The sequence below is a fragment of the Campylobacter vulpis genome (genome assembly GCF_014217995.1).
Taxonomy (GTDB): domain Bacteria; phylum Campylobacterota; class Campylobacteria; order Campylobacterales; family Campylobacteraceae; genus Campylobacter_D; species Campylobacter_D vulpis.
Window position 1 is genome coordinate 1024988 of sequence record NZ_CP041617.1, and the last position, 13196, is coordinate 1038183.

Here is a 13196-nt window from a genome sequence, read left to right on the forward strand (position 1 = left end):
GCTATCCTTCCATTAAGCCCAAAGGCAAAATTACGCTAATTCTTTCTTTAGCCCCACTATGAGGCACTTCACACCAAGCATCTTTTTTTGTCTTTTGTGAAAAATACAAAAGATCCAAATCAAGCGTCCTCGGAGCGTTTTTAAAAGTTCTCTTTCTCTTAAATTTCACCTCATAATAAAGCAAAACTTTTAAAAAGGCTCTCGCGTGTAAATTTGTCTGTGCTAAAAGCACGGCATTTGTGAAATCCTTTTGTCTCTCATAGCCAAAAGCCTTATTGATAAGTAAAGGGGAAGTTTGAAGAACTTTGAGTCTTCTATCGTCCATTAAAAGTCTAAACAAAGCTCTAAAACGCTTTTTTTCATCTTCTATATTTGACCCCAAACCTACCAAAGCAAAATATTTAAAATTCCTTAAATTTCGACTTGCAAAAGGGAAAAAACGAAATTTTTTAACCGCTCTTGCACCTCGAATTTTAAGCATTATTTTGTTGCATAGCCCTTAAATTTTTTACTTGCTCACAAATTTGTATAATACCCATTAAAGCAAGATGATAGCCAAAAGGACCAAAGCCCACAATAGACCCCGCACAAACTGGTGCTATTAGGCTTTTTTGTCTAAATTCTTCTCTGCGATAAATATTAGAAATATGCACCTCAATTGTCGGTAAAGCTACGGCAGAAATGGCATCACGAATCGCAACAGAAGTATGAGTATAAGCCGCTGCGTTAATAATAATACCATCAACCGTGCCTAGACTTTCTTGAATTTTATCGACAATTTCGCCTTCAAAATTGCTTTGAAAAAAGTCAAGCTCCACGCCATTTTGACTTGCTGCATTTTGCATTTGTTCGTGGATTTCTTCCATCTTCATCGCCCCATAAATGCCAACCTCTCTAAAGCCTAGCATATTAATATTAGGACCTTGTATAACCATTATTTTCATTGTTTAACCCTTAAAAATTCTTTTATATAATTCTACATTATAACATTTTAAAATAAATTTTTGCTACAATGTGTCTTTTGAAAGGAAAAAAGTGCATATTATTTCAGCTTCAAAACTTTTTTTATGTGATGAAAATTTCACTATTTTAGAAAATTTTGCTTTTGCTTTTGATGAAGTAATTTTAGAAATTAACAAAATAGAAATTTTGAAACAAAAATATCCCAACGCCAAATTGATTGAAACCAAACCAAATTCCCTCATACTCCCCGCTTTTATCAATCCGCACACGCATTTAGAATTTAGTGCAAATGCCTACACTCTACACTTTGGAGACTTTTTCACTTGGCTTAAAAGCGTAATTCAGTCAAGACAAAGTTTAAGTAAAGAAGCAAAGGAAGAGCTTATTGATAAAACTTTAACTCAAATGCAAAAAACAGGCACAGCAACCATAGGTGAAATTTCAAGCTTTGGGAGCGATTTAAAACCTTGCGTTAAGCACTCTATGCGTGTGATTTTTTTCAATGAAATTTTAGGTGCAAATGCGTTGCAAAATGCAGAAAAAAAACAGGAATTTTTAAAGCGTTTTGAAAAATCTTTAGAATTTAAAAATGAGCGTTTTATCCCAGCTGTTTCTATCCATTCACCCTATTCTACCAATTTAGAACTTGCAGAGTTTGGAATTTCTTTAGCTAAAAAACACAATATGCTTTTAAGCACCCATTTTTTAGAAAGCAAGGCTGAAAATTTATGGCTTAGAAAAACTTCTGGAGAATTTAAACAATGGCTAGGAAATTTCACACCAAATCCCAAACCACTTTATACAATCGATGAATTTATCACTCTTTTTAAGGATTTAAGAACGCTTTTTACACATTGTGTTTATTTAAAAGAATTTGAGCTTTTAAATCCAAATTTACACTCCATCACGCATTGTGCTTTTTCAAATCGCCTTTTAAGTCAAAAAAGCTTAAGGCTTGAAAAGGTCTTTAAAAGTGGCTTAAATGTCCATTTAGGCACGGACGGCTTGAGTTCAAATATTAGCCTTTCTATGCTTGATGAAATGCGTGCAAATTTACTTATACATAAGGATTTTGACCTCAATGTTCTTTCTAAAAAACTCCTGCTTATGGCGACACTTTACCCCGCTAAAGCTTTAAATCTTAATCTAGGCACTTTAAGCGTAGGGAAAATAGCCGATTTTAGCGTCTTTGAAATCGAAAAATGTGATAATTCTCAGCTCCCCTTGCAATTTATTCTCAATGCTAAAGAGGTGCAAAAATTATTTATCAAAGGACAACAATGCAAATTTTAACATTATTTTTTCGTGGCATAGGCAAGATTATTTCTTACATCAATACCTATTTTAAAACTTTTTTGTTTTTGCTTTTGATCATTTGGCTTTTGAGTCCAGGTTCTAGCGTTTCTGTGGCAAATTTAGAACGCATTGATTTAAAGGGCGAAATTTTAGACACGGGAGCAGTTTTAGAAAAAATTATTAACGCTAAAAATGACCCCAATATCAAAGGTGTGCTTTTTTTCATCGATAGTCCCGGCGGGGCTTTTGCTCCAAGTATGGAACTAGCACTTGCCATTAAGGACTTAAAGGCTCAAAAACCTGTCATCTCTTATGCGGCTGGAACTATGGCAAGTGGGAGTTATTTAGCTGGAGTGGGAGCGGATAAAATTTATGCAAACCCTGCCGCCTTTATAGGCTCCATAGGTGTCATCGCACAAGGTATGAATATAAGTGAATTAGCTCAAAAAATAGGCATTAAAGAACAAACTATAAAAGCAGGGGCTTTCAAAGAGGCTGGGACTTTTACAAGGGAATGGAGCGAAGAAGAGAGAATATATCTTCAAAAACTTATTGATGAAAGTTATATGCTTTTTGTAAAATTTGTAGCAAAAGAAAGAGGACTGAAAGTCGATGAAAAAGAAAAATGGGCAGATGCTAGGGTGTTTTTAGCAAATGAAGCCAAAAATTTAGGTTTGATCGACTCTCTTAGCCATTACGAACAGGCTAAAAAAGAACTTGAAATTTTAAGTAAGGTTACAAATCCCGTGTGGAAAGAAACGGACAAAATCGATCAATTTTTAGAAAGATTTAATCAACAAAGTGTGCAATTTTTCAGCACTCTTTCTAAAAATCTTTTACAAAATAGTAAAATGCAAATTTTTTAAGGGATTTAATATTAAGCAAATTTTTTATGCCATAATGGTAAATATTTTTTAAAGGAGAGAAAATGAAAAAAAATATCGTTTTTTTCGAAGCTAAGGGCGGAAGCGACAAGGGACCAGATGGATATAGAAAAGACACTATGCCTATGGTAAATGCCCTAAAAGCTAAAGGCTGGAATGCTGAAGTTATCTTTTTTACAGATGATATTTTACGCGATGAAAATGAGCGTAATAAAATTTATGAACAGGTCAAAAACACAGCAGATGGCTATGTCTCTCGTGTAAATCCGGGGAATTTGAAAGAGGAAAAACTTTATTTTGAAGTGCTTCGTAAGCTTTGTGCGGACGGACTTGTAGGTATGCCTCACCCTGATGCTATGATAGGCTATGGAGCTAAAGATGCGCTAACTAAACTAGCAGATACACCTTTAGTTCCTGATGATACTTACGCTTATTATGATATTAAGACCTTTAAAGAAACCTTCCCAAAAAGTTTGGCTAAAGGCGAAAGAGTGCTAAAACAAAATCGTGGCTCGACAGGCGAGGGAATTTGGCGTGTGAGACTTGAAGACGGCGTGGCTTACAATGCTTGTGATTCTTTACCGCTTGATACAACTATCATTTGTACAGAAGCAAAAGATAACCACAGCGAAACACGCAAACTTGGTGAATTTATGGACTTTTGTGAGCAGTATATCATAGGCGATAATGGTATGCTTGTGGATATGACTTTCTTGCCACGCATTAAAGAGGGCGAGATAAGAATTTTAATGCTTTACAAAACTCCTGTTTATGTCGTGCATAAAAAGCCAGCTGAGGGTGGAGATGCCTTTTCTGCGACACTTTTTAGCGGGGCAAAATATCGCTACGATGAGCCAAAAGACTGGAAAAATTTAATCGATTGGTTTTTAGGGCAACTTCCGTCCATTAAAAATAAGCTTGGCAATTACGACCTGCCTCTCATTTGGACAGCGGATTTTATCCTCGATACAGATGAAAAAGGTGCGGATCGCTATATTTTAGGTGAGATTAACTGCTCTTGCGTTGGCTTTACAAGCCCTGCTGAATTTATGGAGAAAATCGCTCTAATGGTCGGCGATAACATTGTCGATATCGTTAGTGAGAAAAAAGCTTAATTAAAAGGAGGTGTGAAGCCTCCTTAATTTTTTAACCCCTCACAAATTTCCTCAAACTCTGCATAATATTTCCACGAAGCGATGATGTCAGGGCGTGTTTGTTTAATGTGAGTAAGTTCTTTATCTAAAAGAGTTTTAAATTTTAAAGCTAGGCTAGAATTTGCTTTGAAATAATTTAAAATATCTTGTTCGCTTAAGGCATTATTTGCTCTAAATTTAACTTTTTCTTCTAAGATTTTCACAAATTCTTTAAAATAGCTTTTTAATCTTTCTTTTATTTCTTTATCTTCTTTGATAAGCTCATAATGCTCTTGTTCTACATTAATGCTAAGATTTTCATAGCAAGGGTCGTTTTTGTCTAAGAAAAGATTTTTGGTGTCTTTTAGATTGCTTAGAGGCTCCTCTGTGATGATAAATTTAATTTTATTTTTAAGATAAGAAAAGTCTTTATGGTTTATAAATAAAGTGAAAGGTAAAAACGAGGTGTAATTGTTCCAAGCTTTGCGTTCAAATTTAGCCCTATCTTCTTCTTTGGGTGGGTTGAAGTGAAGAATTTTAGAAAGCCTTTTCATTGTATCAAAGGCTTTATCTGCTTGTAAATCCTGCGTATCGATGTAGATGATTTGTCGGGTTACCCCCCCCCCCCTTGTTAAAAAGGGAGTAAGATTACTTTGATATTTAAAGTCTATAAATTTTTTATCAAAAATCTTTTCTAAATCTGTGATTTGAGGTGTTAAAGCACCGCTATATACAATCTCAGGTAAGGATTTATCAATATCATCTTTAAGGCTAAATTCAAACTTGCTAACCTTAGCTTTAGGGTAGCCGTGATTAATACTTGTTTTAAGCCTTGAAATGGGGTCGCGAAGTAAGATTACAAGAGGAAAATTACAAGATAAAATTTTTGTAAATTTAAGTCTTTTTTTAAGATTACGATATAAGCTTATGCTAAGAAAATTTTGCCTCTTTGAATTTTTAAGCATTTTTCTTGCTTCGCCATAATACATATAATTATCTTGCGATAAATTAATATGTTTTAAACCGCATAATTCTAAAAAACTTGAAAAAGCAAAATGCCCACTTACAGAATAATTTAAAAGCACAAATTCATAATTTTGCGGAAGTTTGGGGTAGAATTTGAGTAAATAATCCCCAAAACGCTTAGTTATAGAATTTGTTATTCTCTTTTTTCTTCGCCTATAAAACTCTTTGAAGCCAAATGTTTTTAATTGATTAAAAAGTCTTCTCAAATTTGCCTCCTCAAATCTGTAATTTTAGCACACCTTTAATAAATCAAAAACCAGCAGAGTGTTTTTTGTGAAATTGTATCGGTTTTTGACACTTTTTACATCTAAATTTTGTACCTTTTAATTGCATCTTTTGATGAATTCCAAAAGGCACATCGTGGATTTGTCCTACACAATCACACACATAAAGATAAATTGCCCCCTCGTCATCTTTCTCGTCCTTATCCTCCTCAAAACTTACATCGCCACCATCATCATGACTCAAAGAAGAACGCCTAAAATGCTCCACCTTCATATCTTCATATAAAATATGCTCTAAAAGCCATTTTTTAGCGACCATATAAAGCTTTTCCTTAAGATCATTTGTTGTTTTAATGCCTTGAATGAGATTTATCATCATTTGTATAATTTCTTTGTGAATTTTACGGTGTGCCTCAAGCTCAGGATAGCCGATAAGCTCCATATATTTTTCTTCATCGTGAAAATGATCCTTCATATAATTAAAAAATTCCGCAAGTAGATTTTTAATATCGTTTTTATAAACAGGCTTATCAAACATATATTCAACCTTAGCTGCAAGCTCAAAAAGCTTTTTATGCTGCTCGTCTATCTTTGCATTATGAACGCTATAACTATCATCCCATTTTGGAAACATTATTTATCCTTTTTTCCACGATTTCAGTTGTAACATAAGTTAAATCTTTTTTGCAATTTTTGCATTTTAACACTTTATTATGCATAGAAATTCTAAGATGATCTTGATAGTTTAAAATATGAGTTAAATGACAAGGACAAGAATAAATAAATCTTGTTTCCTTTATCACTTTAGGCTTTTCGACTATTTCACCATTTTCTTCTGTTTGCTCAAATTCTTCTTGCTCATTACTTTTTTGCTCATTAAGCCAATGCCCTATCATCATATCATAACGCAAAATGTGCGTTAAAAGCCAATCAGACATTATGGTATAAAGCTTTTCCTTAAGATCATTTGTTGTTTTAATGTGTTGGATAAGATAGGACATATCATCGATGATAACCTTATGCATCATTTTATGGTCGCTAAGATAAGGATAAGAAATTTCATACATATAAGTCTCTTCATTAGCAAAATGCTCTTTCATATAATTAAAAAGCTCCATTAAAATTTCTTTTAGCTCATCGCGTTTTGCAAAACCATAAACCGCACTCTCCACTTTAGCAGCAAGTTCAAAAAGCTTTTTATGTTGCGTATCTATTCTCTCATCATTAATACTATATTTATCGTCCCAAGTGGGAATAAACTTATCCAACTTAAATTCCTAAATAATAATTTAAAAATTTCTAAAGAAATTATAACCCTATTAAAATTAAAAAGAATATAAAAAACATAAATAAAAAATAAACGCTTCGAAAGAATTTGGCAATTTCTGCCAAATTCTAATCAGTATAAAATAATATGAGCTTTTTGCGGTCCATGCACTCCAAAAACAGTAATTAATTCAATATCCGCCGTGCGTGAAGGTCCTGCTATAAATAAAATATTGCTAGGTAAGATTGCATTTTCTTGTTTTACAAGGTTTAAAGCTTCACTAAGGCTAGGGACAATTTTTTCTTTTTGTAATAAAACTATGCAAAGCTTAGGTGCTAAAGAAAGCATTCTAGGTTGCGTTTTACTTGAAAGCACTAAAGCTACGCCGTGAGAGCTCACTCCGCAATGTGCGTGTATAATAGAAAAATCACTATGAAAAACCTCACTGCGTAATTTTTCTATCTCCTTGTCAAAACAAATTTTCTTACTTGCTTTAATTTTATCCAAATCAAGCCCCAAACTCTCCCCATAAAGCAAACTTTCATAGCCATAATTTTGAGTGATTTCATTGATTTTATCTTCGAGTTTATCCTTAGTGCTTTCCTCGACTATGTATTTATTATCACTCATTTTTTGCCTCATCTCTTCAAGCATTTGCCCACTTGTTACGATATGCTCCACAGGATCTAGGCTAGGACTTCTCGTAAATTCCTTATCAATATAGGCTTTTTGAAGTTTTGATAAAATAGCCTCTTTACTTCTTGTAGAAATTTCTTCTATCCTACTCATAAATTACCCCCTCGATATTTTGCACTTCTTTATACAAATCTTTCTTAATTTGTGGTAATTCCTTAAAAGCACTCCATTTTTTAATCACAGGCAAAGAACCTTTAAAATTTTGCACAAACCAATTAAAATAATGCCCCTTAGATAAAGAAAAACGCCATTTGTTACCATTTGTCGCTAAATTTGCAAAGCTAGAAAAAGCAAAAGCCTCCATTTTATTATGCTCGTTTGCCCCAAATGGAGGGTTTTCTCCCTGCCCTACCTTATCACAACGCAATTTTCTTATCAAATCCGCTAGGGGAATTTTCACAGGACACACTTCAGAGCAACGCCCACAAAGAGAGCAAAAATTAAGAATATCGCCCGTTTTATCCATACCAAATAAATTTGGACTAATCACCTCTCCTATTGGTCCTGGATAAATGGTTTGATAGCTATGTCCTCCTATCTTATCATACACGGGGCAAAAATTCATACAAGCACCACACCTAATGCAACGCAAAGCCTCATAATAATCCTTATGTGCTAACATATCGCTCCTATGATGGTCAAATAGCACGATATGCACCTCCTTAGGTCCGTCCAAATCTCCATTTTTACGAGGTCCTGTGATGATATTATTATAAGTTGGGATAAACTGCCCCGTGGCTGAAGGGGTTAGTAAATGCACCATAGTCGCCGCATCTTCAAAACTTTCCATTACCTTTTCTATCCCACAAAGTGCAATGTGAATATCAGGGGCTGTGGTGCACATTCTACCATTACCCTCATTTTCTATCAGCCAAAATGCCCCCTCCCTAGACATAGCAAAATTGACCCCACTAAGTCCTAATTTTAAGCCCTCAAATTCATCTCTTAGATATTTCCTAGCAATGGCATTTAACTTTTCAGGCTCACTTTCAAGCTCTGCGCCTAGCTTTTCTTGAAAGGTTTTTCCTATCTCGTAACGATTTTTATGAATTGCTGGCACGACTATATGCACAGGCACTTCGCCATCAAGCTGTATAATCACTTCACCTAAATCCGTCTCAATAGCCTTTAAGCCTTTTTTTTCTAGATAGTGATTAAGCCCTATCTCCTCACTAGCCATTGATTTACCCTTTAAGATTTTACTAATATTATTTTCTTTCATAATTTCATAAATAAGCTCACAAGCATCCTCATCACTACTTGCCCAATGCACCTTAATGCCGTTTTTCGTGGCATTTTTTTCAAATTCCACAAGCCTTTCTTCAAGGCTCATTAAAGCATTATTTTTCGCTTGTTTAGCCTTATTTCTTAAGCCTTGCCAGTCCTGAAATTTATCCTCAATCACCTTAAAGCGATTTTTTTGCAAAGTGTGCATAGCATTGCTTAAATTTTCACGCATTTGCGTGTCATTTAACTTGATATTCACTATCTCTTCGTGTGCTTTCATAATCTCACCCCCTCAAGCCTTTTTAATAAAAAGTCATACAAATGAAGTCCCCTTACATCAAGTCCCATTTTACGCATAGTGCCGTCTATATTTAAAAGACAACCTCCATCACCGCTTATAAGATATTTCACACCTGTATTTTGAATATCTTGTATTTTTGCTCTTGCCATAGCATTTGAAATTTCAGGCTCTTTCACAGCAAAGGTCCCGCCAAAGCCACAACACTCCTCCTCATACTCTAAATTCACAAGCTCAACATTTTTAAGCTTTTTGATGAGATTTTTACTCGCTTCTATGCTTTTTTGTATGCGTAAAGCGTGGCAGTTTGAGTGCCAAGTTACCTTAAGTGGTTCACCCTTATCCTCATACTCCACCTTTAAAACTTCATCTAAATATTGAGAAAGCTCGGTTACTCTTGATGAAAATTCCTTCACCCTTTCAAATTCGCTATCTTCTTTAAAAAGCTCTAAATAATCGTGGCTCATCATACCCGCACAAGAGCCACTTGGCACGACAATGGGATAATCTTTTTCAAACAAATCCACATTATAAAGCGCTACGCGTTTGCTTTCCTTAAAATAGCCTGAATTAAAACTTGGCTGTGAACAACAGGTTTGATTTTTTTTAAAAATCACCTCCACGCCCTCACGGCGTAGAAGTTTTATAGCATTTAAAATCGTCTCTTGCATAGCAGCAGTGCCAAGACAAGTTGCATAAAAATATACCTTTTTCATCATCAAGCCTTATTTAGCGACAACTTCAGGGATAATGCCCGGCATCAAAAAGGCAATAATGCAAGTCCAAATTCCTATCAAAATAATAAAGCCGACAGAATATTTAAGCGTAAATTTAAATAAATCAGACTCTTTACCTACAAGTCCCACAGCCGCACAAGCTATGGCTATACTTTGTGGGCTTATCATCTTACCAACCACGCCACCAACAGAATTTGCCGCTAAGAATAGAGCTTCAGGCACAGCCAAACTTGTAGCAGCGGCTTGTTGAAGTGGTCCAAAAAGTAAATTTGCACTCGTATCAGAACCTGTGAGGAAAACCCCTATCCAGCCTATGACAGGGCTAAAAAACGAAAAGGCATCGCCTGTGGTCGCAAAAGCCGTTCCTAAAGTCGTGCTCATACCTGAATTTTTAGCTATAAAGGCAAAAGCTACAACCAAACCTATGGTAATGCACGGCATAGCCATTTCTTTTAAAGTATCACCCAATGCTTCTTCAACGACATTTGACTTAATACGTAAGAAAAGTATTGTCAAAAGTGCCGCAACTAAGATAGCCGTTCCAGCCTGAAGGGCGATTAGGTTAATGTCCATATTTAAGCTTAAAGCCTTGCCTGCACTATCTACGATGGAGCCTTCGATATTGTTAAAAGACAAGGCAACCTTAGTATAATCAAACATCGCACCCTTATCAAAAAACGCCTTAAACCAAGGCTGAGTCCAAATAATAATACAAATAATGAGTAAAATAAAAGGCAACCAAGCCTTAAAAACCTTACCAAATTCAAGTTGAGTATGATGAGAAAAATCTTTCAAATCATCAAGTCTAAAGATATTTTTAGGAGACCAAAATTTCAAAAATACGGTAGTGCAAGCCAAAGAAACCACAGCGGAAACAATGTCCGGAAGCTCCGCACCCAAATAATTTGAGCTAATAAATTGCGTAATAGTAAAGCTTACAGCCGCCACCAAAACCGCTGGAAAAGTCTCTTTCGCACCCTTAACGCCGTCCATTAAAAACACGATGAAAAAAGGCACACTAAGACTTAAAGGCACAAGCATACGCCCCACCATAGCAGAAATTTCATACTGCTCAACACCAACCAAATTCGCCATAGCGATAATAGGAATTCCCACCGCACCAAAAGCAACAGGAGCGGTATTTGCTATCAAACAAAGTCCAGCAGCATGCAAGGGCTTAAGTCCTAATCCTACCAAAAGAGCCGCCGTAATCGCCACAGGTCCTCCAAAACCTATCGCACCCTCCAAAAATGAACCGAAACAAAAGCCGATTAAAATCACTTGAATTCTATGATCGGGCGTAATACTCATCACGCTTTCTTTAATCACCTCAAACGAGCCTGATTTCACAGAAAGCTTATAAAGGAAAATCGCCGCTATAATAATCCAAGCGATAGGCCACATTCCCTGTGCAAAACCTTGCACAAAAGAAGCCCCTATAAGAGAAAAAGGCATACCATAAGCATAAAACGCCACTACACTCGCTACAATCACAGTAATAAAACCTGCCTGATAGCCCTTAAGCTTAAAAACAAGCAAACAAAGCAAAAAACATAAAATAGGCAAAAATGCCAACAAGGCACTAAGCCAAATACTTCCCAACGGGTCAATTAATTGTTGATACATCAAAGCTCCTTATATGTAGTTTTAGTAAAAATTGTATAGAATTTATACGCAAAAAAACAATATTTTCTTTTTTTGCAAAAAGTATTACAATGATTTTTGTGTAATTTTGTAACACAAAATTTCCTCAAACTCTTAAAAAATTTCACACTTTTTTGCTAGAATTAACATTTAAATTTCTCCTTAAAGGCACAAAATGAGTATAGAGATAAGAAAAGATTTAGAAAAATTTGCTACTATACCAAATTTCAAAAACCCTGTAACTTTTTTTGGCTCAGCACGCTTAAAGGATCATAATCCTTATTGTATAAAAGCAAAAGCTTTAGCCAAAAGATGTGTTGAAGAGGGTTTTTGTGTCATCAGCGGTGGGGGTGGTGGCATTATGAAAGCGGCTAATGAGGGCGCTTTCGAACAAGATGCAAATTTTATAAGTTCTGTTGGTTTTAATATCTTGTTACCGCATGAGCAAAAACTAAACGACTTTGTAGAATATAGCATCACTTTTGAGAGCTTAGCCATTCGCAAAATGGCTCTTATTGAAAAGAGTTTTGCTTTTGTGATTTTTCCGGGCGGCTTTGGGACTTTAGATGAGTTGCTAGATGTTTTAACACTTAAGCAACTTAACTTTAAAAAGCATATACCCATCATACTCTACGGAAAAGATTTTTGGCAAAGCTTAGATGATTTTGTCAAAAATTCTCTACTTAGACTTAAAGTCATTGATAAAAATGATTTAAACAAGTATATAATTAGCGACGAAATCGAAGAAATAATTCAAATTTTAAAGGAAAACAATGAAAATTTTAGTCGCAATGAGCGGAGGGGTTGATAGCACGGTTACAGCATACAAGCTTAAGCAGGCAGGACACGAGGTTATAGGTTGCTATATGAAACTTCACGGCAAGCCCGGATACCACGAAGAAAATATAGCTAAGGTTGAAAAAGTTGCTAAATTTCTGCAGATTCCCTATCACATTTTAGACTTGCAAGAGGATTTTAAAGCTAAGGTATATATGCCTTTTATCAACACTTACAAAGAGGGCAAAACACCAAATCCTTGCGCCCTATGTAATCGTTTCATTAAGCTTGGCAAACTTTTAGAATTTGCCAAAAGTTTAGGCTGTGAAAAGCTCGCCACAGGACATTATGCTAGGCTTGAAAATGGCTGTATAAGAGTCGCTGTTGATGAGAGTAAGGACCAGAGCTATTTTTTAGCAAATGCTGATAAAGAAGCCTTACAATACCTCATCTTTCCACTAGGAGAGATGAAAAAAGAAGATGTTAAAAAATTCGCTTCCACCATAGAGGTTTTAAAATCCTTCGCCACGCAAAAAGAAAGTAGTGAAATTTGTTTTGTTGAAAATACTTATGTTGATGTTTTAGAGCAATTTATGGATACGAAAATTAAAGGAGATGTGCTAGATAGTAGTGGTAAGGTCGTAGGAGAGCATAATGGTTATATGCACTATACCATAGGCAAAAGAAGAGGTTTTGAGGTAAGGGGCGCACACGAACCGCATTTTGTTTTAAAAATCAATCCTAAAGAAAATCAAATTGTAGTTGGCACAAAGGAAGAATTAAAAACTAAGAAATTTAAGCTTGAAAATATCAATCTTTTCATTAATAAAAAGATATTTGATTGCGAAGTAAAAATTCGTTACCGTTCAAAAAGTGTGCCTTGCGAAGTTTTAGTTGATGAAAATTTAAATGCCCAAATTACCCTTAAAGAGCCTGTTTATGGACTAGCAAGCGGTCAAATGGCTGTTTTTTATGAAGAAGATAGAGTGATAGCAAGTGGCTTTATAAGTTAAATTTACCCTTT

Annotated in this window: 14 protein-coding genes; 5 read left to right on the plus strand and 9 right to left on the minus strand. The window is 35.2% G+C overall.

What is annotated here, in order from left to right; genetic code table 11:
* Position 1: 1 nt before the first annotated feature.
* Entirely contained in the window at positions 2 to 481 is a 480-nt protein-coding gene (folK, locus tag CVULP_RS05315) for a 2-amino-4-hydroxy-6-hydroxymethyldihydropteridine diphosphokinase (protein WP_099461892.1), read from the minus strand.
* Positions 474 to 944, minus strand: a complete 471-nt coding sequence (aroQ, locus tag CVULP_RS05320) for a type II 3-dehydroquinate dehydratase (protein ID WP_099461890.1) — start codon at positions 942 to 944, stop codon at positions 474 to 476. Before aroQ ends, folK begins: the two co-directional genes overlap by 8 nt.
* Positions 945 to 1035: 91 nt before the next feature.
* Here aroQ and mqnF point away from each other — a divergent pair, with 91 nt between their 5' ends.
* The 3 genes from mqnF (at position 1036) to CVULP_RS05335 (ending at position 4258) form a co-directional block, all read left to right on the plus strand.
* Positions 1036 to 2256 carry an aminofutalosine deaminase family hydrolase gene (gene mqnF, locus CVULP_RS05325; RefSeq protein WP_099461888.1) on the plus strand — a complete coding sequence of 407 codons (1221 nt, stop codon included), beginning with the start codon at positions 1036 to 1038 and terminating at the stop codon, positions 2254 to 2256.
* The gene (gene sppA / locus CVULP_RS05330; protein ID WP_099507505.1) at positions 2244 to 3125 is read left to right on the plus strand and encodes a signal peptide peptidase SppA; all 882 of its coding nucleotides are present in this window, start codon (positions 2244 to 2246) and stop codon (positions 3123 to 3125) included. The genes mqnF and sppA overlap by 13 nt, the downstream gene beginning before the upstream one ends.
* A 62-nt stretch (positions 3126 to 3187) precedes the next feature.
* Positions 3188 to 4258 carry a Cj0069 family protein gene (locus CVULP_RS05335; RefSeq protein WP_099461884.1) on the plus strand — a complete coding sequence of 357 codons (1071 nt, stop codon included), beginning with the start codon at positions 3188 to 3190 and terminating at the stop codon, positions 4256 to 4258.
* Positions 4259 to 4281: 23 nt separating this feature from the next.
* Here the strand turns inward: CVULP_RS05335 and CVULP_RS05340 are convergent, their stop codons facing one another.
* The 7 genes from CVULP_RS05340 to CVULP_RS05370 form a co-directional block, all read right to left on the minus strand.
* Complete coding sequence (locus tag CVULP_RS05340) at positions 4282 to 5508, minus strand: DUF2972 domain-containing protein (protein WP_265415651.1); 1227 nt, start codon at positions 5506 to 5508, stop codon at positions 4282 to 4284.
* Between the two features lie 43 nt (positions 5509 to 5551).
* Positions 5552 to 6160 (minus strand): bacteriohemerythrin, encoded by a 609-nt coding sequence (locus CVULP_RS05345; protein ID WP_099461317.1) that lies wholly within the window; start codon positions 6158 to 6160, stop codon positions 5552 to 5554.
* Positions 6141 to 6794 carry a hemerythrin family protein gene (locus tag CVULP_RS05350; protein ID WP_099507502.1) on the minus strand — a complete coding sequence of 218 codons (654 nt, stop codon included), beginning with the start codon at positions 6792 to 6794 and terminating at the stop codon, positions 6141 to 6143. Before CVULP_RS05350 ends, CVULP_RS05345 begins: the two co-directional genes overlap by 20 nt.
* A 131-nt stretch (positions 6795 to 6925) precedes the next feature.
* Positions 6926 to 7582, minus strand: a complete 657-nt coding sequence (locus tag CVULP_RS05355; RefSeq protein WP_099507501.1) for a LutC/YkgG family protein — start codon at positions 7580 to 7582, stop codon at positions 6926 to 6928.
* Positions 7575 to 8996, minus strand: coding sequence for a LutB/LldF family L-lactate oxidation iron-sulfur protein (locus CVULP_RS05360; RefSeq protein ID WP_099507500.1), 1422 nt, complete (start codon positions 8994 to 8996; stop codon positions 7575 to 7577). Before CVULP_RS05360 ends, CVULP_RS05355 begins: the two co-directional genes overlap by 8 nt.
* Entirely contained in the window at positions 8993 to 9733 is a 741-nt protein-coding gene (locus CVULP_RS05365; RefSeq protein WP_099461321.1) for a (Fe-S)-binding protein, read from the minus strand. Before CVULP_RS05365 ends, CVULP_RS05360 begins: the two co-directional genes overlap by 4 nt.
* Positions 9734 to 9739: 6 nt before the next feature.
* Entirely contained in the window at positions 9740 to 11377 is a 1638-nt protein-coding gene (locus CVULP_RS05370) for a lactate permease LctP family transporter (RefSeq protein WP_099507499.1), read from the minus strand.
* Positions 11378 to 11570: 193 nt separating this feature from the next.
* Here CVULP_RS05370 and CVULP_RS05375 point away from each other — a divergent pair, with 193 nt between their 5' ends.
* Positions 11571 to 12203 carry an LOG family protein gene (locus CVULP_RS05375; protein ID WP_099507498.1) on the plus strand — a complete coding sequence of 211 codons (633 nt, stop codon included), beginning with the start codon at positions 11571 to 11573 and terminating at the stop codon, positions 12201 to 12203.
* A complete protein-coding gene (gene mnmA, locus CVULP_RS05380) occupies positions 12169 to 13185 on the plus strand; it encodes a tRNA 2-thiouridine(34) synthase MnmA (protein WP_099461324.1) in 1017 nt (338 codons plus the stop codon). Before CVULP_RS05375 ends, mnmA begins: the two co-directional genes overlap by 35 nt.
* Positions 13186 to 13196: the final 11 nt, after the last annotated feature.